Source organism: Streptomyces hiroshimensis, from assembly GCF_014650335.1.
GTDB classification, from domain to species: Bacteria; Actinomycetota; Actinomycetes; order Streptomycetales; family Streptomycetaceae; genus Streptomyces; species Streptomyces hiroshimensis.
Window position 1 is genome coordinate 325,017 of the sequence record NZ_BMUT01000008.1, and the last position, 21,895, is coordinate 346,911.

Annotated in this window: 22 protein-coding genes; 11 read left to right on the plus strand and 11 right to left on the minus strand. The window is 72.1% G+C overall.

Annotated features, from left to right (window positions below; all coding sequences use genetic code 11):
• Positions 1-53 precede the first annotated feature (53 nt).
• Both IE241_RS20130 and IE241_RS20135 read left to right on the plus strand, forming a co-directional pair.
• Entirely contained in the window at positions 54-716 is a 663-nt protein-coding gene (locus IE241_RS20130) for a TetR/AcrR family transcriptional regulator (protein ID WP_190023171.1), read from the plus strand.
• Between the two features lie 383 nt (positions 717-1,099).
• Positions 1,100-2,569, plus strand: a complete 1,470-nt coding sequence (locus IE241_RS20135; RefSeq protein ID WP_190023172.1) for a sensor histidine kinase — start codon at positions 1,100-1,102, stop codon at positions 2,567-2,569.
• 193 nt (positions 2,570-2,762) lie between these two features.
• On the opposite strand, the gene IE241_RS20140 is transcribed toward IE241_RS20135, so the two are convergent.
• Positions 2,763-3,020 (minus strand): WhiB family transcriptional regulator, encoded by a 258-nt coding sequence (locus IE241_RS20140; protein WP_004937597.1) that lies wholly within the window; start codon positions 3,018-3,020, stop codon positions 2,763-2,765.
• A 322-nt stretch (positions 3,021-3,342) separates the two neighbouring features.
• Positions 3,343-4,311 carry a diacylglycerol/lipid kinase family protein gene (locus tag IE241_RS20145; protein WP_190023173.1) on the minus strand — a complete coding sequence of 323 codons (969 nt, stop codon included), beginning with the start codon at positions 4,309-4,311 and terminating at the stop codon, positions 3,343-3,345.
• Positions 4,312-4,403: 92 nt separating this feature from the next.
• On the opposite strand from IE241_RS20145, the gene IE241_RS20150 reads away from it, so the two are divergent.
• Positions 4,404-4,850, plus strand: a complete 447-nt coding sequence (locus IE241_RS20150; protein ID WP_190023174.1) for a hypothetical protein — start codon at positions 4,404-4,406, stop codon at positions 4,848-4,850.
• 88 nt (positions 4,851-4,938) lie between these two features.
• Here the strand turns inward: IE241_RS20150 and IE241_RS20155 are convergent, their stop codons facing one another.
• From IE241_RS20155 to IE241_RS20170, 4 genes are all read right to left on the minus strand, one after another.
• The gene (locus IE241_RS20155) at positions 4,939-5,829 is read right to left on the minus strand and encodes an RNA polymerase sigma factor SigF (protein WP_058046202.1); all 891 of its coding nucleotides are present in this window, start codon (positions 5,827-5,829) and stop codon (positions 4,939-4,941) included.
• 40 nt (positions 5,830-5,869) lie between these two features.
• On the minus strand, positions 5,870-6,283 hold the full coding sequence (locus IE241_RS20160; RefSeq protein ID WP_030366270.1) for an ATP-binding protein: 414 nt from the start codon (positions 6,281-6,283) through the stop codon (positions 5,870-5,872).
• 230 nt (positions 6,284-6,513) lie between these two features.
• Entirely contained in the window at positions 6,514-7,038 is a 525-nt protein-coding gene (locus IE241_RS20165) for a GNAT family N-acetyltransferase (protein WP_190023175.1), read from the minus strand.
• Between the two features lie 22 nt (positions 7,039-7,060).
• Positions 7,061-7,321, minus strand: coding sequence for a UBP-type zinc finger domain-containing protein (locus IE241_RS20170; RefSeq protein ID WP_190023176.1), 261 nt, complete (start codon positions 7,319-7,321; stop codon positions 7,061-7,063).
• 116 nt (positions 7,322-7,437) lie between these two features.
• Between IE241_RS20170 and IE241_RS20175 the strand changes: the two genes are divergently transcribed.
• Positions 7,438-9,039, plus strand: coding sequence for a Na+/H+ antiporter (locus IE241_RS20175; RefSeq protein WP_190023177.1), 1,602 nt, complete (start codon positions 7,438-7,440; stop codon positions 9,037-9,039).
• Between the two features lie 80 nt (positions 9,040-9,119).
• Here the strand turns inward: IE241_RS20175 and IE241_RS20180 are convergent, their stop codons facing one another.
• Positions 9,120-10,040 (minus strand): 1-aminocyclopropane-1-carboxylate deaminase/D-cysteine desulfhydrase, encoded by a 921-nt coding sequence (locus IE241_RS20180; protein WP_190023178.1) that lies wholly within the window; start codon positions 10,038-10,040, stop codon positions 9,120-9,122.
• A 43-nt stretch (positions 10,041-10,083) separates the two neighbouring features.
• Complete coding sequence (locus IE241_RS20185; RefSeq protein ID WP_190023179.1) at positions 10,084-10,674, minus strand: N-acetylmuramoyl-L-alanine amidase; 591 nt, start codon at positions 10,672-10,674, stop codon at positions 10,084-10,086.
• Between the two features lie 186 nt (positions 10,675-10,860).
• On the opposite strand from IE241_RS20185, the gene IE241_RS20190 reads away from it, so the two are divergent.
• Positions 10,861-11,772, plus strand: coding sequence for a glutaminase (locus IE241_RS20190; protein WP_190023229.1), 912 nt, complete (start codon positions 10,861-10,863; stop codon positions 11,770-11,772).
• Positions 11,773-11,880: 108 nt separating this feature from the next.
• On the opposite strand, the gene IE241_RS20195 is transcribed toward IE241_RS20190, so the two are convergent.
• The 3 genes from IE241_RS20195 to tatA form a co-directional block, all read right to left on the minus strand.
• Complete coding sequence (locus IE241_RS20195; protein ID WP_190023180.1) at positions 11,881-12,819, minus strand: beta-ketoacyl-ACP synthase III; 939 nt, start codon at positions 12,817-12,819, stop codon at positions 11,881-11,883.
• A 286-nt stretch (positions 12,820-13,105) separates the two neighbouring features.
• Positions 13,106-14,482, minus strand: a complete 1,377-nt coding sequence (locus tag IE241_RS20200) for an alkaline phosphatase (RefSeq protein WP_190023181.1) — start codon at positions 14,480-14,482, stop codon at positions 13,106-13,108.
• A gap of 94 nt (positions 14,483-14,576) precedes the next feature.
• Positions 14,577-14,819 (minus strand): Sec-independent protein translocase subunit TatA, encoded by a 243-nt coding sequence (gene tatA, locus IE241_RS20205; protein ID WP_190023182.1) that lies wholly within the window; start codon positions 14,817-14,819, stop codon positions 14,577-14,579.
• Between the two features lie 158 nt (positions 14,820-14,977).
• Here tatA and IE241_RS20210 point away from each other — a divergent pair, with 158 nt between their 5' ends.
• From IE241_RS20210 to IE241_RS20235, 6 genes are all read left to right on the plus strand, one after another.
• A complete protein-coding gene (locus IE241_RS20210) occupies positions 14,978-16,576 on the plus strand; it encodes an LCP family protein (RefSeq protein WP_190023183.1) in 1,599 nt (532 codons plus the stop codon).
• A gap of 123 nt (positions 16,577-16,699) precedes the next feature.
• Positions 16,700-18,052: a hypothetical protein gene (locus IE241_RS20215; RefSeq protein WP_190023184.1), complete on the plus strand. Its 1,353-nt coding sequence runs from the start codon at positions 16,700-16,702 to the stop codon at positions 18,050-18,052.
• A 436-nt stretch (positions 18,053-18,488) separates the two neighbouring features.
• Positions 18,489-19,172: a response regulator transcription factor gene (locus tag IE241_RS20220; protein WP_190023185.1), complete on the plus strand. Its 684-nt coding sequence runs from the start codon at positions 18,489-18,491 to the stop codon at positions 19,170-19,172.
• Positions 19,169-20,584, plus strand: a complete 1,416-nt coding sequence (locus IE241_RS20225) for a sensor histidine kinase (protein ID WP_229899532.1) — start codon at positions 19,169-19,171, stop codon at positions 20,582-20,584. The genes IE241_RS20220 and IE241_RS20225 overlap by 4 nt, the downstream gene beginning before the upstream one ends.
• A gap of 130 nt (positions 20,585-20,714) precedes the next feature.
• Positions 20,715-21,353 (plus strand): DUF3592 domain-containing protein, encoded by a 639-nt coding sequence (locus IE241_RS20230; RefSeq protein ID WP_190023236.1) that lies wholly within the window; start codon positions 20,715-20,717, stop codon positions 21,351-21,353.
• 105 nt (positions 21,354-21,458) lie between these two features.
• Positions 21,459-21,866 (plus strand): ATP-binding protein, encoded by a 408-nt coding sequence (locus IE241_RS20235; protein ID WP_190023186.1) that lies wholly within the window; start codon positions 21,459-21,461, stop codon positions 21,864-21,866.
• Positions 21,867-21,895 lie beyond the last annotated feature (29 nt).

Consider the following 21,895-nt stretch of genomic DNA (forward strand, 5'->3'; position numbering starts at 1 on the left):
GCTACAGAAAGAACGTAGCACAGATTTTTTAGCGAGCGCTATAGAATGGGGTCATGGCGACCAAACAGCGGGGCAGGCCCCGGTCCTTCGACCGCGAGACGGCCCTGGAGCAGGCGATGAAGGCCTTCTGGGAGCACGGTTACGAAGCCGTCTCCATCTCCGACCTCACCCGCGCCATGGACATCAAGGCGCCCAGCCTCTACGCGGCGTTCGGCGACAAGCGCACCTTGTTCGAGGAGGCGATCGAGGCGTACGTGCGCGACTACGGCGTCTTCACGATGAAGGCCCTGGTCGAAGCGCCGACCGCCCGCAGTGCGGCGGATCGCCTCCTGCACCGGGCCGCGGTGTCCCACACCCTTCCGGGCATGCCGCGCGGCTGCATGATCATCAGCGCGGCCACGAACTGCACCGAGCAGTCCGCCGAAGTGGTCGCGGCGCTTAAGGAGCGGCGCAACCAGGTGGTCGCATTCATCGAGAGCCGCATCGCCGCCGACGTCGCCGCGGGCGTGCTGCCGGCGGACACCGACGCCCACGCGCTCGCCGTCTATACGGGCGCCGTTCTGCAGGGCATGTCGCAGCAGGCGCGGGACGGCGCGGACCGCGCGACCCTGGAGGCGGTCGCCGGTGTCGCGATGCAGGCGTGGCCGCGGGAGAGTGCCGGGGAGGGCGCGGGGGAGGCGGGCCCCGAAGAGGTCACTTCGGGCCGCGGCGCCTGACCGGGACCCTCGACCCGGCCGGCACCGCAGCCCGGAGCCGGATCGGCCCGCCGGCGACGCGGGGCGTGCGGACCCCGCGGCCGGAGTGGGCCGACTGGAGGCCGTGGCGCGATCAGGGCAGAGAGCGCCGGGCCTCGCTCCGCCCTCCTGTGCGGGGAAGGCGGAAACTTTGCTCGCCCATTGTGGACTAGACCATTCTCCTCTGTCCATGGTTTCTCCCGCCCGGGTTTCCGCGGGTATCCCCGGCGGGCCGCGCGGCTCCCGGAGGCTCCCGACGGCCCCGGCCGGGGCGCGGGCAGGGGCGCATGCGGGGGCGGGCGCAGGGGCGCGGGCGGCCCGGGGTGAGTGCACCGGCCCCGGGTAGGCTCACCACTGTGCCCTCCATGAACGACCTCGTACGTCAGCACACGGCCCTCGGCGACTCCGACCTGGAGTGGCTGCACCTGCTGGTCTCGGAGTGGCAGCTGCTCTCCGACCTGTCCTTCGCCGACCTCGTCCTGTGGGTGCCCACGCTCGAGGGCACCCGCTATGTGTCGGTGGCGCAGATGCGGCCCAACACCGGCCCCACCTCCTACCAGAACGACATGGTCGGCCACCTCGTACCGCGCGGCCGGCGCCCCATGCTGGACGCCGCCCTGGACGAGGGCCGGATCGTCCGCGAGGGCGACCCCGAGTGGCGCGAGGAGGTCCCCGTCCGTGTCGAGTCCATCCCGGTCCGCCGCGACGGCCGGGTGCTCGGCGTCATCGCCCGCAATACGAACCTGCTGACGGTGCGCACACCGAGCCGGCTGGAGCTCACCTACCTCCAGAGCGCCTCGGACCTCGCCCAGATGATCGCCAACGGGACCTTCCCCTTCCCCGGTCAACAGGTCGACATGGACGCCTCTCCGCGCGCCGGCGACGGACTCATCAGGCTGGACGCCGACGGCATCGTGCAGTACGCGAGCCCCAACGCCCTCTCCGCCTACCACCGCCTCGGCCTCGCCGCCGACCTCGTGGGGCATCATCTGGGCGAGACCACTGCTCAGTTGGCGCCCTCGCGCGGCCCGGTCGACGAGTCGCTCGCCAAGCTGGCCAGCGGCTGGGCGCCGCGCGAGTTCGAGGTCGAGGGCAACGACGGGGTCATCCAGCTCCGGGCGATTCCCCTCAAACCCAAGGGAAATCACATCGGTTCGCTCGTACTGCTGCGCGACGTCACCGAACTGCGACGCCGCGAGCGAGAGTTGATCACCAAGGATGCGACCATCCGGGAGATTCACCACCGGGTGAAGAACAATCTGCAGACCGTAGCGGCCCTGCTGCGGCTCCAGGCCCGCAGGATCGGTTCGGCGGAGGGCCGCGAGGCGCTGGAGGAGGCCGTCCGCCGGGTCGGCTCGATCGCCATCGTCCACGAGACGCTCTCGCAGAACCTGGACGAGCGGGTCGAATTCGACGAGATCGCCGACCGGGTGCTGGCGATGGTCGCCGAGATCTCCCCGGGCCGGGTCGCCGGGCGGCGCACGGGCCGCTTCGGGATCCTCGACGCCGAGGTGGCGACCCCGCTGTCGATGGTGCTGACCGAGCTGCTGCAGAACGCCATGGAGCACGGGTTCGGGCCGGGGGAGCGGGGCACGGTGGAGATCACCGCCGTGCGCAGCGGCACCCGGCGCGACGCCCGCCTGCTGATCTCGGTGCAGGACGACGGCCGCGGCCTGCCCGAGGGCTTCGACCCGCAGCGCGCCGGCAACCTGGGCCTGCAGATCGTCCGGACCCTGGTCGAGGGCGAGATGGGCGGGACGTTCGACATGGTGCCCGCTTCCGGGCAGGGGACGAGGGTCGTCCTCGACATTCCCGTACGGGCCGAGAAGGGCTGACCCGCCCCGGACCCCGCCCGAAGAACGACCGCACCGCACCGCACCCGGAACAGCACGCACCCGGAACAGCACTGAGCCCCGGACCATCAGGTCCGGGGCTCAAAGCTCACGTGATGCGGGGCGCCCCCAGGCGAAGCTCGGGGGGAGCGTCAGGGGGTACTGCGCGCTGCGGCTCGGGGGCCGAGGGGCGTCGTCAGGCGGTGGCGTTGCGCGCCCGGTTGCGAGCGGCACGGCGCTTCATGGCGCGGCGCTCGTCCTCGCTGAGGCCACCCCAGACGCCGGAGTCCTGGCCGGACTCGAGCGCCCACTGCAGGCACTGCTCCATCACGGGGCAGCGGCGGCAGACGGCCTTGGCTTCCTCGATCTGCAGCAGCGCAGGACCGGTGTTGCCGATGGGGAAGAAGAGCTCGGGGTCTTCCTCGCGGCAAACGGCGTTGTGACGCCAGTCCATGGCTGCTCCATCTCCTCGTTATTGCGGCTACGTTGCTTGTGAATGTGAACGCTTTCACGAATCCCTCCGCAGGGGAAGGGCCGACGCCCAGTCGTGAAACTGGTGTGGTCCATCAAGGAAAGGGAGGGGTTCGGGCTGTATCGGAAGGCCGGAAGAGCGGACGTCCCGATCGCCATGAAGAGATTCGCAAACCTCGGCGGCGGATACAACCCCTTCTGGAAAGTTTTTTTTGATTCCTCGGTGTCGGCTAGGTCACAGCCGTACTTCCAGGGGGTGGAACCCAGTCTAAACGTTCGAGTGGAAGGACTTTAGGCCCTAGCACTCACACAATCACACGCAGTGCACGGCGAACGCCTGTGAACGTCACGCTGCTCCGCACTCCCAGGTGGTCACCGTCCATCTGGAACGGCAGCGGAACCTGCGAATGCAAGGTGAACTGCGTCTGGTCGTGCAAGGACACGGTGTGCTTGCCCCGGGGACCGCGCTCGGGCGTGGACGTGAGCAGCTGGGTGACGTAACGGCCGGCCGCCGGCGTCGACAGCTTGGTGAATCCGAGCACGTCAAGGGCGGTGTCGAAGGACGCCTGCGGCGACGCGTAGACCGGGCGGTTGTTGAGGTACGTCCACGGCGCCGTGTTGCAGATTATCGACATGACGAGATTCTCGAGTGGCTCCTCGCCCGGCCGTTCGAGGGTGATCGTGCCCCGCCTGCGGTGGGTCTCCCCGACGAATTGACGCATCACCTGTCGCACATACAGCGCAGGTGTCGACCGCTTGCCGCGCTCGCGCTGCTGCTCCACCCGGCCGATGACCCCCGCGTCGAAGCCGAAGCCGGCGCAGAAGGTGAACCAGCGGGGCGGGACCCCCTCGTCCTCCGTGCCGGGCGTGCCGGCCGCGAGACCGAGGCCGACCGTGCGCTCGGTGCCGTCGCGCAGGGCGTCCAGCAGGGCACCGGTCGCCTCCACGACGTCGTTGGGCAGCCCCAGGGCGCGCGCGAAGACGTTGGTGGAGCCCCCGGGCACCACGGCGAGCCGGGGCAGTCCCTCGGGGTCGGGGCCGGCGTGCAGGAGGCCGTTGACGACCTCGTTGACCGTGCCGTCGCCGCCGAGTGCCACCACCAGACCGGTGTTCCCGCTCTCGGCCGCCTGCCGGGCCAGATCGCGGGCATGGCCCCGGTACTCCGTGGTGGCGACCTCCAGCTTGAGATCGCTGGCGAGCGCATGGACCAGGACATCACGGGTACGGGCACTGGTGGTGGTGGCCGAGGGGTTGACCACGAGGAGCGCACGCATGCGCGCCAGCCTACCTACCTGTCGGTACACGAACGGCCCCGGCCCGCCTTCGGCCCCCCTCGGATCGTCGGCGCTACGGCTACCCTGCTGGGGTGAGCAGCAAGCAGTCCGCGCCGAAAAACGCCCGTACGAGCGCCCCCGCCCCCGTCGGCCCCCGGCCGACCCGGTTGACGGCGGCCGCCGTGCTGACCGGCCTGGAGGGCGCGGCGCTCGCCGCCGCCGGCATCTACCTGCTGGTCATGGGCCTGCTCGGCAAGCCGGACAGCCCGCAGCAGGCGGAGACGGGCGGTCTGACCGTGCTCGCGCTCGCCGCGCTGCCGCTGCTGGCCGCGCGAGGGCTGTGGCTGCGCCGCCGGTGGAGCCGGGGGCCCGCCATGATCACGCAGATCATGGCGCTGCCGGTGGCCTGGACGCTGTACGTCGGGGGCGGGGCGATGATCGCTGCGGCGGGCGCGCTGGTCGTTGTGGCCTTGGGCACGCTGGCGCTGCTGGTCAACCCGACGGCGACGGAGGCGCTGGGGATCGGCCCGCGGGGCTGAGCCCACGGGGCTCCGCCCCGGACCCCGGTCCTCAGACTCCCCCAGCTACCGCTGGGGGCACCCCCACGGGCTTACTTATTTTGTGCGTCTACTCCTCGATCAGCAGCCTGTCCCGCAGCTGCGCCAGCGTCCTCGCCAGCAGCCGTGACACGTGCATCTGTGAGATCCCGACCTCCTGGGCGATCTGCGACTGGGTCATATTGCCGAAGAACCGCAGCAGGAGGATCTTCTTCTCGCGCGGCGGCAGGTCCTCCAGCAGGGGCTTGAGGGACTCGCGGTACTCGACGCCCTCCAGCGCCTCGTCCTCCGCGCCGAGGGTGTCCGCGACCGCCGGGGACTCGTCGTCCGTGTCGGGCACGTCCAGGGAGAGGGTGCTGTAGGCGTTGGCGGACTCCAGCCCCTCCAGCACCTCCTCCTCGGAGATGCCCAGGTGCTCGGCCAGCTCGTGGACCGTGGGCGCGCGGCCGTGCCGCTGGGAGAGCTCGGCGGTGGCCGTGGTCAGGGCCAGCCGAAGCTCCTGCAGCCGGCGCGGGACCCGGACCGCCCAGCCCTTGTCGCGGAAGTGCCGCTTGATCTCCCCGACGACCGTGGGGGTCGCGTACGTGGAGAACTCGACGCCGCGATCGGGGTCGAAACGGTCCACCGACTTGATCAGGCCGATGGTGGCGACCTGGGTGAGGTCGTCGAGCGGCTCGCCCCGATTGCGGAAGCGCCGGGCCAGGTGCTCCACCAGCGGCAGGTGCATCCGCACGAGGTGATTGCGCAGCTCGGCCCGCTCGGGCGAACCGTCCGGCAGCGCCCGCAGCTCGATGAACAGGGCCCGGGCACCACTGCGGTCCTGCGCGGTGGAGTGCCGGTGCTGGTGCTGGTCCATGTGGTCCGCCCGCTCTGGTGGATCGCTCGCCTCGTCCGGCGCGGGATTCGCAGGATCGCCCGGCAGCTGTCGGGCAGGCTGCTGCGGGATGGCCGGGGTACGCACCCCCCGCGACGATGCAGTACTCACGGAGCCCCCTCTTCCGTCACGGCTGTCCGGGGCCGGCGCCGCGCTTCTTGTGCAGGCTGATGCTGACCGTACGGTCGTCGGCGACCGTCGAGTCGACCTCACCGGCCAGGGCGGAGAGCACCGTCCAGGCGAAGGTGTCGCGCTCGGGTGCGCGGCCGTCCGTGGTGGGCGCCGAGACGGTCACCCGCAGCGCATCGCCCACCAGGCGGAAGACGCAGCTGAGAACGGAGCCGGGCACGGCTTGTTGCAGAAGGATCGCGCACGCCTCGTCCACCGCGATGCGCAAGTCCTCGATCTCGTCGAGGGTGAAGTCCAAGCGGGCCGCGAGACCGGCTGTCGCCGTCCGCAGCACCGACAGGTAGGCACCCGCAGCGGGCAGCCGGACTTCCACGAAGTCCTGGGTCCCGGGCTCGCCTGCGATTGGGGACACCCTCACCTCCAAGGTGGCACAAGCTTCTTGAGCTGTTACGAGCGCCGGCCCCCGCCCTCGGCCGCCCTTCGGTCGAAGGTCGCTCGCGGGCCGGTGCGGCACATGGTTCGGCTGCGACGCTATCGCGATCTGCGGTTCCGTGGAGCGGCCCCGCGACTGTCACTCATGGTAAACCCATGAGCACGGACAGTGGCTAGGGGCTTGCGGTCCCAAATCGAAAGAGCTGTCGCCTAGTTGGGATTTTCGTCACTCTGCGCGAGCGCCGCAAGGGTGCGGAGAGGTTCTCCGGACAACCGGTACGTGGTCCATTCGTCCATGGGTTCGGCGCCCAGGGATTTGTAGAACCCGATCGAGGGCGTGTTCCAGTCCAGCACTGACCATTCGAAACGCCGGTAGCCGCGGTCCGTGCAGATCCGGGCGAGGGTCGCGAGGAGCGCCTTGCCGTACCCGCCGCCGCGCGCCTCGGGGCGCACGTAGAGATCCTCCAGCCAGACACCGTGCGTACCCGTCCAGGTGGAGAAGTTGCGGAACCAGATCGCGAAGCCGACCGGTTCCGCCGCCCCGGGCGCCTCACCGACCACAGCCTCGTCACTCTCCGCTATCAGGGCGAACGCCGCCGGGTGCTCCCCGAAGAAGGCCTCGTGCAGCTGTTCCTCGGTCGCCCGGGCGTCCTCCACCGACCGTTCGTACGCCGCGAGTTCGCGGATCATCACACAGAGGGCGGGAACGTCTGCGGGCGTGGCGGCTCGGATCATGCGTGCATGCTAGCGGGCGCCGTCAGACCAGCCGCTGGTCCACGTAGCACCACCGCCAGCTCTGGCCCGGCTCGTAGCTGCGCATCACCGCGTGCCCCGTCTCCCGGAAGTGGCCCGTGGCGTGCCGGTACGGCGAGGAGTCGCAGCATCCGACGTGGCCGCAGACCAGGCACAGCCGCAGCTGCACGGGGTGGCTGCCGGCCGCCTCGCACTCCGGGCACGTCGGGTGTGCGGCGACGGGCTCGGGGCGCGGCAGCCCGGGAAGATGCTGGCACTCGCTCATGATTGCCAGATTAGATCGCACCGCCGACAAGCGATCGCCCGCACCGGCCGGCACGCACGACCGCACCACTGCACCACACGCACCACGCGCACCTACGAGGAGACAGGCCCGCCCCGATGGACGTCATGCCACTGCTGATTCTGGTCGCGGGTGCCGCCGCCATCGCCGGAGCGGCGCGGCGCACCCCCGTGCCCGCGCCCCTGATGCTCGTCGCCGCGGGCCTCGTCGCCTCCCAGATCCCCGGTGTACCCGACTACACGCTCGACCCGGGCGTCGTGCTGCCCCTCCTGCTGCCGCCCCTGCTGCACACGGCCGCGCTCGACAGCTCCTACCTCGACCTGCGGGCCAACATCCGCCCCGTCGCGCTCCTGTCCGTCGGCTACGTCCTCTTCGCGACGCTCGCCGTCGGTTACGCGGCCCACCTCATCGTCCCCGGGCTGCCGCCGACGGCCGCCCTCGTGCTCGCCGCCGTGGTCGCCCCGCCCGACGCCGTCGCGGCCACCGCCATCGCCCGCCGCCTCGGGCTGCCCTCGCGCATCACCACGATCCTGCAGGGCGAGTCCCTCGTGAACGACGCGACCGCCATCACCGCCTACAAGGTGGCCCTCGCCGCCGCCGTCGGCGCGGGCGCGACCTGGGGCGAGGGCATCGGCGAGTTCGCCGTCGCCTCCCTCGGCGGCATCGGCGTCGGCCTGGCCCTCATGGTGCCGCTGCACTGGCTGCGCAAGCACCTGCGCGAACCGCTGCTGCAGAACACCCTCTCCCTGCTGATCCCCTTCGCCGCCTACGCCGCCGCCGAAGCGGCCCACGCCTCCGGGGTGCTCGCCGTCGTGGTCGTCGCCCTCTGGCTCGGACACCACTCCTGGCAGGTCGACTTCGCCACCCGGCTGCAGGAGGCCGCCGTGTGGAAGATGGTCTCCTTCATCCTCGAATCCGCCGTCTTCGCCCTCATCGGACTGCAGCTGCCCGTCGTGCTGCGCGGCCTCGACACCTACGGAGCGGGGGCGGCCGCCTGGTACGCGGTCGCCGTCTTCCTCGCCGTCGTGGCGGCCCGCTTCGTCTGGGTCTACCCCGCCACGTTCCTGCCGCGCGCCCTGTCCGCGCGGATCCGCGAGCGGGAGCCCGACACCACCTGGAAGAGCCCGCTCGTCGTCGGCTGGGCCGGCATGCGGGGCGTCGTCTCCCTCGCCATCGCCTTCTCCATCCCCGTCACCACGCACGCCGGGGACCCCTTCCCCCACCGCAACCTCGTCCTCTTCCTCACCTTCACCACCGTCATCGGCACCCTCGTCGTCCAAGGGCTGACCCTGCCCCCGCTGATCCGCCTGCTGCGGCTGCCCGCCCGCGACAGCGCCGCGGAGACCCTCGCGGAGGCCCAGGCGCAGAACGAGGCCTCACTCGTCGCCGAGCGCCGCCTGGACGAGCTCCTCGCCGACGAGCGGAACGCCTTGCCGGCGCCTCTCGCCGACCGGCTCCGGGTCGTCATGGAACGGCGCCGCAATGCGGTGTGGGAGCGGCTCGGGACGGTCGACGCGACCACGGGGGAGTCCGCGGACGATCTCTACCGGCGGCTCGCCCGCGAGATGATCGGCGCCGAGCGGGAGGTCTTCGTGCGGTTGCGGGACGAGCGGCGCATCGACGACGAGATGCTGCGTACGCTTCTGCGGCGGCTTGACCTGGAGGAGGCCGCCGCGTACCGCGAGGAGGGCGGTGCCTGAGGTTTGCGTGCCCAGGTGCGGGTCGGCCGTGGGTTTGTGCCCACCCCTTCCGCCCTGCGGAACGCCTGCCCACAAACCGGTCAGGGTGATCCAGTGATCACCGCTACCGCTGTCGTTCCCCTCGGGAACGCGCCCTCCTCCGTCAGTGTCGTCAGGCCGTACAGCATCTTCGCCACGTACAGCCGTTCCAGTGGCAGGGCGTGGCGGGCCGTGAAGTCGTCGGCGAAGGCCTCCAGTGCCGGTGACGTCCTGGCGTAGCCGCCGCAGTGGAAGCGCTCGTCCAGCCGCCACGCCCCGCGCCGCCCGCCGTACGCCTCGTCCTGCAGGCGCTCGACCTCCGCGCCCAGGAAGCCGCCCTTGAGCACGGGGAAGCCGATGGCCCGCTGCCCCTCGCCCAGCCCGGCGGCCAGGCCGGCGAGCGTGCCGCCCGTGCCGCACGCGACCCCGACGACGTCCGCCATCCCGCGCAGCTCGCGCCCGAGCTCCGCGCAGCCGAGCACGGCGGCGGCGTTGGACCCGCCTTCGGGCACGACGAAGCAGTCGCCACCCGCGCGCTCGGTCAGCCGGGCCAGCACCTCCGGCTCCGCCTTGTGCCGGTACGTGGCCCGGTCGATGAACATCAGCCGCATGCCGGACGCGACGCAGTAGCGCAGCGACGGGTTCAGCGGGCGGTCGGCGAGCTCCTCGCCGCGGACGACGCCGACGGTGGTGAAGCCGAGCAGACGGCCCGCCGCGGCGGTGGCCCGCAGGTGGTTGGAGTAGGCGCCGCCGAAGGTCAGCAGGGTGTGCCGGCCCTCCTCCGCCGCGGCCTGCAGGTTGGGCGCGAGCTTGCGCCACTTGTTGCCGGGCAGCTCGGGGTGTATCAGGTCGTCCCGCTTGAGCAGCAGCCGTACGCCGTGCCGGGCGAACCTCTCGTCGGGGAGCTCCACGAGCGGGGACGGCAGCCGCGGCCGCAGGCCGGCGAGCCCGGCACTGCCGGCGGCGGGGGGATGGCTGGTCACGCCCCCATTGTCACGCGAGCGGGCGGGCGGGCCACGGGGAGCCTCACTTCAGCCGCTCACGGACCCGCTCGCGCAGCCACTCCATGGAGAAGCCGACGGGGTCGGACTTGCCGGGGCGCCACTCCAGGTGGCCGATGACGGACCGCTCGGTCCAGCCGTGGTGCCGGCAGATCGCGGCCGCCACCTGTTCGATGGCCAGGAGCTGGTCCTGCGGCCAGGGGTCCTCGCCGTCGCCGCGGTTGACGCACTCGAAGCCGTAGAAGTGGACGTTCCCGTCGGTGTCCGCCCACCGGACGGGCGGCAGCCGCTTCTCGGCGATCACCGCCTTGAGGACGTCGCCGTCGCCGCCCCCGGCGTGGTTGGCGCGCCCGCAGCCGACGAGGTGGATCGCGCCGTCCTTGGCGATGACGCCGTGGCACAGGGGGCCCGGCAGCTCGTCGTAGCCGTTCCAGCACAGCCGCACGGTGCTGTCGGTGCCCGAGGTGGCGGAGTGGTGGATCATCACGCCGTTGACGGGCCCCCAGGGGCCGTGCCCGGCCCGGTTGTGGTGGCGCCAGCCGTCCACCTCGACAACGGTGGCGCCCTCGCGTCTGAGCGCGGCCAGGAACTCGTTCGCGGACATGGGTGGGGCCATGCCGCCCTCCCTAGGTTCGGCAGGTGGCGTACGCCGGTCGCGTAGGCCGAATGACCCCCTTGTACCCAAAAGTTCGCAGGTGGGCCGGGCGTTCGGATATCGTGCGAGCCGATCCGGCCGTTGGCCGAATATCCCACCGATCGCATCGTCGACAGCGTCGTCGACCGGAAGTACGGACCAAGGACTGTGGACTACCAGGCCGTCCTCGAAGAGGTCACCGCCTTCGCCCGCCCCCTCGTCGGCCGCGGCCAGGTCGCCGACTACATCCCCGCCCTCGCCGAAGTGGACGTCAATCAGTTCGGCATGGCCGTCGCGGACGTCGACGGCGGTGTCTACGGCACCGGGGACTGGGAGAAGCCCTTCTCCGTGCAGTCCATCTCCAAGGCCTTCAGCCTGGCGCTCGTGCTGGCCGAGGGCGGCGGGAAGATCTGGGACCGGGTCGGAACGGAACCGTCCGGAAATCCCTTCAACTCGCTGGTCCAACTCGAATACGAGAACGGCATCCCGCGCAATCCGTTCATCAACGCGGGCGCGCTCGTCGTCACCGACCGGCTGCAGACCCTCACCGGCGACGCCAGCACCACCATGCTGGAGTTCCTGCGCGCCGAGAGCGGCAACCCCGACCTGGCCTTCGACCCCGCCGTCGCCGCCTCCGAGACCGAGCACGGCGACCGCAACGCCGCCCTGGCCCACTTCATGGCCAGCTACGGCAACCTCGACAACCCCGTCCCCACCGTCCTGGAGCACTACTTCTGGCAGTGCTCCATCGAGATGAGCTGCGGCGACCTCGCCCGTGCGGGCAGCTTCCTCGCCCGCCACGGCCTGCGGGCCGACGGCTCGCGGCTGCTGCCGCGGCGCGAGGCCAAGCAGGTCAACGCCGTCATGCTGACGTGCGGGACGTACGACGCGGCCGGGGACTTCGCCTACCGGGTGGGGCTGCCGGGCAAGAGCGGTGTGGGGGGCGGCATCGTCGCCGTCATACCGGGGCGGTGCACGTTGTGCGTGTGGAGTCCTGGGCTCGACACGCGGGGCAACTCCGTTGCGGGGGTCGCTGCGCTGGACGCGTTCACCACGTTGACCGGGTGGTCGGTGTTCTGAGGCGGTGCGCCGTCGTCGGCTGCGGGCCGGTGGGGGCTTGTCGCGCAGTTCCCGCGCCCCTTACGGGGGCGTGCCGTGTAAGGGGCGCACCGCCATGGAGCACGACCCTTACGGGCAGCGGATGACCTGGCCCGCGTACGACAGGTTTCCGCCGAAGCCGAACAGCAGGACCGGCGCGCCCGAGGGGATCTCCCCGCGCTCGACCAGCTTGGAGAGCGCGAGCGGGATGCTCGCGGCGGAGGTGTTGCCGGACTCGGTGACGTCCGTCGCGACGACCGCGTTGACCGCCCCGAGCTTGCGCGCGACCGGCTCGATGATCCGCAGGTTGGCCTGGTGCAGGACGACCGCGGCCAGCTCCTCCGGCGCGACCCCGGCCCGCTCGCAGACCCGGCGGGCGATCGGCGGCAGCTGCGTGGTGGCCCAGCGGTAGACCGACTGGCCCTCCTGGGAGAAGCGCGACGGCGTGCCCTCGATCCGCACGGCGTGCCCCATGCCGGGCACCGAGCCCCACACCACCGGGCCGATCTCCGGCTCGGCCGAGGCCGTGACCACGGCGGCGCCCGCGCCGTCACCGGTCAGCACGCAGGTCGTACGGTCGGTCCAGTCGGTCACCGAGGTGAACTTCTCCACGCCGACGACCAGGGCGTTCGTCGCCGCGCCGGCCCGTATGGCGTGGTCGGCGCTCGCCAGTGCGTGGGTGAAGCCCGAGCAGACGACGTTGACGTCCATCGTGGCGGGCGTGGCGAGGCCCAGCGCGGCCGCGACCCGGGCGGCGGTGTTCGGGCTGCGGTCGTCGGCCGTGCAGGTGGCGACGAGGACGAGGTCGATCTCCTCCGCCGCGAGCCCGCTGTTCGCCAGCGCCTTCCCGGCGGCCTCGGCGGCCATGTCGGCGACCGTCTCGTCGGGCGCGGCGACCCGGCGGGTGCGGATGCCGACGCGGGAGCGGATCCACTCGTCGCTGGTGTCGACCATGGTCGCCAGCTCGTCGTTGGTCAGCACGCGGGCGGGCTGGTAGTGGCCGAGGGCGAGGACGCGGGACCCGGTCATCGGCGGTTCCTCCTGCGAGGGCTGGCGGGGTGGTACGGAGGGGACGTACGAGATGGGACGTACAAGATCGGTGTAAGAGATCGTCGGGCGTACGGAAATCAGGTACGGAATTCACAGTCTTGACGCTGCGGGCCCGCAACCGGCTATGTGATCCGCCCAATGTTCTGCCGGGATAACTGGCACAACCCGCAGGGCCCGGCCGCTGGAGCGGCCGGGCCCTGTCCCCCCTGTGGTGATCTGTGACGTTGCCGACGCCGCACGGTGCGGCGCCGGCCACGCTCCGGCGTCAGCGCAGCGAGAGCGCCGTGCGGATCGTCGTGAACAGCTGCGTCTGGTCGGTGACGCCGAGGACGCGCTCCGCCTGCGGGCCCTGGGCCGCGATGCGCACCTCGGTGCCGGTGTGCTCCTGCGGCTTGCCCGGCGTGTTGGTGGAGTAGTTCACCTTCAGCTTCTGGCCCTCGTTGGTGACCAGGGTCGAGGACAGGCCGGGCGGGGTGGCCTCCAGCGGCACGATCTGGCTGGTGTGGCCGTGATCGGCGGTGGTGACGACCAGGGTGTCCGGGTGCTGCGCGGCGTAGGCGCGGGCGACCTTGACGGCGCGGTCGAGGGCCGCGGTCTCGCCGATCTGGCCGCACGGGTCGGCGGCGTGGTCGCGCTTGTCGATCGAGGCGCCCTCGACCTGCAGGAAGAAGCCCTTCTTGGAGCCCGCGGCCTTCTGCTTGGCCTCCAGGAGCTGCAGCGCCTTGCGGGTCTGGTCGTCCAGGCCCGGCGTGCCGGCCTTGCGCTCGGGGTTGTTCGTCACGCAGCGCTGCGGCTCGGTGCCGCCCTGGGCCGCCGCCTTGCCGGTCCACTCGACCGGCACGTTGCCGTCGGCGAAGAGGCCGAGCACGGGCTTGCCGGGCCGCGCGTTCTTCAGGCCCTTGTCGTCGGTGACGACCTGGTAGCCGAGCTGCTCGGCCTGCTGGGTCACGGTCCGGCCCGCGAAACGGCCCTCGGTGACCTTCTGGTCGAAGCGGGCCTTGCCGCCGCCGAGGAGGACGTCCACCTTGTGGTTCACGCTCTGCTCGGCGATCGAGCCGGGGCCGCCCTTGGCGAGGGTGTCGTTCGGGCAGGCCTTCATGTCGGCCGGGCCCATGCAGCTGCGGTCGGTGGCGTGCGAGGCGAGGACGGCCGGGGTGGCGTCGGTCAGCTCGGCGGTGGTGACGCTGCCGGTGGCCAGGCCGTTCTTCTGGGCCAGCTCCAGGATGGTGGGCATGGCCTTGTCCGTGCCGGGGGTCTTGGATATCCGGCCGTTGACCGTCTTCTGCCCGGTGGCCCAGCCGGTGCCGCTGGCCGCGGAGTCGGTGACGTAGTCCGGCTTGCCGTCCTTGTCGACGGAGTACGTCGTGTAGGCGCCGGTGAGCGGGAACTTGTCCATGTTCAGCCGGCCGGCCGCGCCCACGGTGTAGTCACGGGCCAGGGTGATCTCCGAGTCGCCCATGCCGTCACCGATGAGCAGGATGACGTTCTTGGCCTTCTTGGCGCCGTGGCCCGCGCTGAGCGCGGGGACGTCCGAGCTGCCGCCCGCCTCGGAAGCGGAGGCCACGGCCGGTACCGCGACCCCGGCGGCGAGCAGTGCGGCGGCGCCCCAGGCGAGACGACGCCGGTACGGACGAGAACCCATGGTTTTTCCTCCTCGTAGGCCGGGCGGGATGTCCGGCCGGGGGAAGCTCACCAGGGGCGGGTGTACCGGAAGAGTCGTACAGGTGTCCTGTGGTTCACCGGGGGTTGTCGACCGGTTGATCGCCGGCCTTCACGGCCTGGCCGTCGGTCTGCACGGCCGGACCGTCGGCCTTCGCAGCCTGGCCGTCGGCCTTCATGGCCTTGGCCTCGCTCTTGAGGATGCGCATCGACTTGCCGAGCGCGCGGGCCGTATCCGGCAGCTTCTTCGATCCGAACAGGACGACCAGCACGAGCACCACCACCAGGATGTGCCAGGGCTCAAGGGCGTTGCGCAGCATGGTCGGCGCACCTCTCTCTTCCGCTCACTTCCGTAACCGTTGTGTTCACCATACTTGCCAGATTGCGCAACTGGACAACCAAAGTGGCTGCCCGGCCGTCTATCGGGGTGAGGTGGCAAGAAACCGGGGACGCCGGGGGAATGGATGAGGGCTCGCGGATGAGTGGCAGCCGAGGGAGCGGAACGCATCACCGGATGCGGACGGCGACGCTCGTCGTGATGGCGTTCGTGGTGCTGCTGGCCGCCGGTGCGGGCTGGCTCTGGCTCCGGCTCAACGGCAACATCAGCACCTTCGACGCGGACGGGCTGTCCAAGAACCGCCCGGGCGCGGGGGTCGCCGGCCAGAACGTCCTGGTCATCGGCTCGGACTCGCGCGCAGGCGGCAACAGCGGCCTGGGCGGCGGCGAGGGCGACGTCGGTCGCTCGGACACCGCCTTCCTGCTGCACGTCTACCGCGACCGCGAGCACGCCATCGCCGTCTCGATCCCGCGGGACACGCTCGTGGACATCCCTCCGTGCAAGCTGCCCGACGGCAGCTGGACGTCCGGGCGGACGCGGGCGATGTTCAACTCGGCCTTCTCGGTGGGGGAGTCGGCGAAGGGCAACCCGGCCTGCACGCAGAACACCGTGGAGAAACTCACCGGGCTGCGCGTCGACCACACCGTCGTCGTCGACTTCGAGGGCTTCTCCTCGATGACCTCCGCCGTCGGCGGGGTGCAGGTGTGCCTGCCCAAGGACGTCTACCAGGGCGATCTCAACCCGCACCGCGGCTCGCGCGGCGACCTGCTGTTCGCCAAGGGACAGCAGACCGTCTCCGGGCGGAAGGCCCTGGACTACGTGCGCGTGCGGCACGGCATCGGCGACGGCTCCGACATAGGCCGCATCCAGCGTCAGCAGGCCTTCGTCGCCGGTCTGATCAAGAAGGTGCGGGCGCAGGGCTTCAACCCCACCACGCTGCTGCCGCTGGCCGACGCCGCCACCCGTTCCATGACCGTCGACCCGGGGCTGGGCTCGGCCGACAAGCTGCTGTCCTTCGCGATGTCGCTCAAGGACATCGGCCTGCACGACATCAAGTTCATCACCGTCCCCTGGCGCTACGAGGGGGACCGCGTCGACATCGTCCGGCCCGAGGCCGATGCGCTGTGGGCCTCCCTGAAGGCGGACCGCACCCTCGACGGCAAGGACGCGGGCGGCGACCGCTCCAAGGCCCGGCAGACGGAGCCGGTGCCGGGCAACGAGGCCGGGGCCCCGCAGGCCTCCCGGTCCCCGGGCCCGGCCCCGGCCTCACAGGCTCCGGTCTCCGGCGAGGGCGTGAGCGTCTCCGTCGCCAACGGCACCAGGGTGAGGGGGCTCGCGGCACGGGCCGCGGCCGCCCTCGCACAGCACGGGTTCACGGTCGGCGACACCGGGAACGCCGAGGTCCGCAACGCGGGCACCACCGTGATCGAGTTCGGACCGGGGAAGGCGGCGGACGCGCGGACGGTCGCGCGGCTCTTCCCCGGCGCGTACATCCGGGGTGTGGCGGCGGACGGGATCACGGTGACGGTGGGCCGCGACTACGCGTCCGGGAGCGCTTCCGGCGATACGCCCGGAGGGGCTTCCGTGGGTGCTTCCGCGGGTGCCTCCGGCAACGTGGCCATGGACGCGGGGCCGTCCGAGGCGCCCTCCACGGCGCCCCCCGGAACGCTCTCCACCGACATCGCCGCCAAGGCCAGGTCGGCGGACGACGACCCCTGCGCGAACCTCTCGTACGGATGAGGCGGGGAAGCGGGCGAACCCGATGCCCGATTAATCCATGCTGGGGGTAAATTTCACTAGGTAGAAACCGGTAGAAAGCAGTAGGAATAAGTAGAAACCCGACCTCGATCGAGGAGCAACGCCATGCCCGCCACCCCCCGGGCGCTTCCCAGGCCGCTGCTGGCCCTGATCGCCGCCCTGTTCGCCCTGGCCGGCACGGCGCTGTACGCCCCCGCCCCCGCCGCGCACGCGGCGACGGGCCTGGACACCGTGGCCGAGGCGCTGCGCAAGAGCCCGGTCTACGTGGACCCGCGGGCCGCCGGCCAGCTCCCCGCGGCCGAAGCCGACGCCCTGGCCAAGAAGATCGAGGACGCCGGGAAGCCGGTCTTCGTGGCCGTCCTGCCCGAGAGCCCGGAGTTCCCCAAGGCCACCGTCTTCCGGGACCTGCGCACCAAGGTCGGCATCGCCGGCGTCTACGCCATCCGGCTCGGCGACGCCTTCAACGCCCACGCCGACTCCAAGGTCATGTCCCGCAGCGCCACCGGCAACCTCGTCGGCTCCGTCCGGCGCTCCGGCGGCGACGCCGCGACCATGCTCAACAGCTTCGTCGACCAGGCCGACCGGCAGGCCCGGGGCCGGGCCCCGAGCTCCTGGGGCGGCTCGGAGTCCGGCGTGGGCGCCACCGGCCTGATCACCGGCGGCGCGATCGTCGTCGCGGGCGGCGCGGGTGCGTACGCCCTCTACCGGCGCAACAAGCGCAAGCGCGAGGAGCGCGAGCGGGCCGAGCTCGACGCCCTGCGCGTCGTCGTCGACGAGGACATCACCGCCTTCGGCGAGGAGCTCGACCGGCTCGACTTCCACCCCTCCGAACCCGGCGCCGACGACGCCATGCGGCGCGACTACGAAGAGGCCCTCGACGCCTACGAGGAGGCCAAGTCGAAGATGGCCGCCGCGGCACGCCCCGAGGACGTCACGGCCGTCACCGCCACCCTCGACAAGGGCCGCTTCGCCCTCGCCACCCTCGCCGCCCGCCGCAGCGGCGCCCCCCTGCCCGAACGCCGCGTGCCCTGCTTCTTCGACCCGCGCCACGGGCCGTCCGTCCAGGACGTCGAATGGGCGCCCCCGGGCGGCGCGCTGCGCACCGTGCCCGCGTGCGCGGCCGACGCCGCCAGGCTGGCCGACGGCCAGGAGCCGATGTCCCGCACGGTCCGGACCGCCGACGGCGGCCAGCAGCCGTACTGGAACGCGGGCCCCGCCTACGCCCCTTGGGCCGGCGGCTACTTCGGCGGCGGCCTCCTGCCCGGCCTCCTCGTCGGCACCATGCTCGGCGGCATGCTCTCCGGCCCCGCCTACGCGGCCCCGGCGGACAGCGGCCCCGACGGCGGCGACTACACCGGCAGCGACTTCAACCCCGACGACTTCGGAGGCGGCTGGGGCGACGGGGGCGGCGGTTTCGGCGGCGGTGACGGCGGAGGCTTCGGGGGAGGGGATTGGTGACGGCGGCCCCCGGAAGCCGGCAGGACCGTACGGACGGCGGGAGGTGACGGGGGCGCAGGGGTGGGGGTCCGGGGCGCTGACGTGTATTTGCGGGCCCGATGCGGACGACGGCGCCGCTGCGTCGCGGGGCACGGGCCCGTAAATATACGGCCCCGGACCCCCACCCCGGAGCCCCCGGCACCGGCCCCAGCGGGCCGCGGCCGACCGCCCCCGGAGCCGGGCGGCCGGCCGCGGTCCCGAGAGGGCGCGGACCGGCGGTCGGGCCCGGCCGGCGAGCGTACGGGCCCCACCCCCGTGTGCCGCCGGTACGCGCCCGGTGGGCCGGAGTGCCGGGGAGACACACCGAGGATGCTCGCACCCCGCAGCTGAAGGCACGCTGAGGATTCCTGAAGGGAACTTCAGGGCAGGGGCCCGCACTCCGGGCCATGCTGAAGGCATGCGAATACTGGTGGTTGAGGACGACCGTCGGCTCGCGGAACTGCTGCGCCGCGGCCTGGTCGCCGAGGGCTTCGCGGTCGAGGTCGCCTACGACGGGCACACGGGCCTGCACCTCGCGGCCGAGGACGCGTACGACGTGGTCGTGCTCGACGTCATGCTGCCGGGCCTCAACGGCTACCGCGTGTGCGCCCGCCTGCGCGAGGCCGGCGTCTGGACGCCGGTGCTCATGCTCACCGCGAAGGACGGCGAGTACGACGAGGCCGAGGGCCTGGACACGGGCGCCGACGACTACGTGACCAAGCCCTTCTCCTACGTGGCCCTCGTCGCCCGGCTGCGCGCGCTGGTGCGCCGCGGCCGGCCCGAGCGGCCCGTGATGATCCGGATCGGCGATCTGCAGATCGACCCCGCGACCCGCTGCTGCCGCCGCGGCACCGTCGACCTGACGCTCACCGCACGGGAGTTCGCGGTCCTGGAGTACCTCGCCCGGCGCGACGGCGAGGTCGTGGCCAAGGCCGAGATCCTCGCCCACGTGTGGGACGAGGCGTTCCAGGGCGATGTGAACATCGTGGAGGTGCACGTCAGCGCGTTGCGCCGGAAGATCGACGCCCCGTTCGGGCGGCACACCATCCAGACCGTCCGCGGCGTGGGCTACCGGCTGGCGGCCGACGCCCCCGCAGCGTGAAGCGGCGGTCCGGCCGGGCGCTCGAACTGCTGCGGCCCACCTCGATCCGGGGCCGGCTGACCTGCCTAGTCGCCGTCTCGGCCCTGCTCCCGCTGATCGTCGGCGCGGGGCTGGCCGCGGGCTCGCTGCGCGACTACCTGGCGCGGGAGGCCGTCGACTACACGTCCCGGAAGACCGCCGCCGTCCCCCGGCTCATCGACGGCGATCCGGACGCCCAGCTCTTCTACACGGCCGAGAAGCTGCGCGACGACCCCCGGCTGCGGGTGGAAACGGGCATCGAACCCCGTAAGGAGCGCTGGGAACCGGGCCCTCAGCCGACGGATCGCGAGCCCCCGCACGGCGGCGAGACGCTGTCGCTGTGGCCGTGGACCGACCCCGGCAGCCGGACCCCGAGCCTCAACTACGAACTGGTCGGCACCGACGGCCGCTACCTGCACGTCTTCAACAGGCTCCAGGACGAGCAGCGCCGCCTCAACCACATGGGGTGGCTGCTCATCGGCGCCGTCCTGCTGGTGACGGCCGCCGTCGCGGGCGCGACGTGGTTCGTGGCCGGGCGGGTGCTGCGCCCGGTCGAGGCGATCCGCACCCAGTTCGCCGAGCTGACCGCCCACCACCTGGAACGCCGGGTGCCGGTGCCGCAGACCCGCGACGAGGTGGCCCGGCTCGCCGGGACGATGAACAGCACGCTCGACCGGCTGCAGGCGGCGGTCGACCAGCAGCGCCGGTTCGTCGGGGACGCCTCGCACGAACTGCGCAGCCCGCTCGCCGCCCTGCGGGCCGAGCTGGAGATCGCCCTCGCCCACCCCGAGCACGCCGAGTGGACGGCGGTGGCCGAGGCGGCGCTCGGCGACACGCGGCGGCTGCAGAGCATCACCTCGGACCTGCTGCTCCTCGCCCGGCTGGACGCGACCGGCGCGGAGGGGCTGCCGGGGGCTCAGCCCGTCGACCTGACCGCCCTGGTCCGTGAGGAGGTCCGGCGCCGTCCGGAGGGCCGGCGGGCCCTGGAGGTCCGTATCGAGGCCCCGGATCCCGTCATCGTGCACGGCCGCCACACGCTCATCGCCCGCCTCCTGGGCAACCTCCTCGACAACGCCGACCGGCACGCCGCCCACGCCGTCACCGTCATCGTCGCCGTCACCGGCGCCGTCAGCCTCGGCTGCGACCCCGGCCGGCGGGTCGCGGTCCTGCACGTCGAGGACGACGGCCCGGGCATCCACCCGGACGACCGGCAGCGCGTGTTCGAACGCTTCACCCGGCTCGACGACGCCCGTACGCGCGCGACGGGCGGTACGGGACTCGGCCTCGCCATCGCCCACCACATCGCGACCGTGCACCGCGGAACCCTGGAGATCACCGACAGCCCGCGGGGCGCCCGGTTCACCACGACGCTGCCGAGCGCGGACCCGGGGTAGTGCGGACCCGGGATAGTGCGGACCCGGGATAGTGCGGACCCGGGATAGTGCGGACCCAAGATCTAAGTCATGGCATCAGAACCCCCGACACAGTTGAATATCCGCACACACATCCGACATCGGGGGGTTCATGTTCGACATCGTCATCCTGGCGCTGCCCACGCTCATGGCGGCGGGCGGGATCGCCGGAATGGTGTGGGCGGTCGTGCGGCTGCGGCGGCTGCGGGCCGCGTGGCACAGCGGCATCGAGGTGCAGGGGCGCTGCCTGCGCCTGTACGCGACGACGGTCACCCGCCGGCAGGGTGCGCACAGGTCGTCCTCGACCACGCTGCACCACGTCTACGAGTTCACGTCGCAGGACGGGGAGCGGCGGCGGTTCGAGGAGGCGGGCGGGTCGGCGACGGTCATCGAGGGGGACAGCGTCGTCATCCGCTACCCGCAGGGCCGCCCGGACCGGGCCACGGCCATCCCGCCCGGGGACGCGAGGACGCGGGTGGGAACGGGGATCCTGCTGGCCTTCCTGACGCTGTTCGTGGCCGGATGCGTGGGCTTCGGGGTCTTCTACCTGAGCGTGTTCAAGCCCGCGAAGGAGAAGGTCACGGAGCGGATCGAGCAGCCGTGGCCGTCGGCTCCCCCGGCAGCCCCTGCGCCTGCTCCGCCGAAGGGTTTCCCCACGGGTGTCCCGAGCGGCTTTCCCACGGACTTCCCCACCGGCTTCCCCACCGGCTTCCCGAGCGGGTTCCCCTCCGGTCCCGGGGACCTTCCGTGACGAACCCCTCCGCAACGGAGGTCATGACCCGGCGATCGCTGGGTATACGCCGGTCGACAGAGGTGAAGAAGCAGGTCAGCGCAGCAGCGACGAGGGAGCCGCCGGATGGTTGTGATCGAAGCCCCGTACGGGGACGCCGCCCGGGCGCGTCACGCGACGGCGGAGTTCCTGGCCCGCCACTGCCCGTGGGCGGATCCCGACGCCGTCGTCCTGGTGGTCTCGGAGCTGGTCACCAATGCGATACGGCACGCGGGCGGCTGGTGGAGGCTGTGCGTGCGGGCCGTGCAGGGCCGCCTGGTGGTGGAGATCGCGGACGCGAGCCCGCGCCCGCCGCAGCCGCGTCCGCCGGACTTCGGCGGGGGCGGCGGGCTGGGCTGGCACATGGTCGAACGGCTGGCCGGCCTGCTGGAGGTGGACCGGCGCCCGGACGGCAAGACCGTCCGGGCCACGTGGCTGGGACCGGCGGCGTCGGCGGCGGTGGCGGCGCCGGGGGCAGTGGCGCCTGCGGCGTAGAGCCTCCGCAGGAAAAGGGGCTCGGCCCG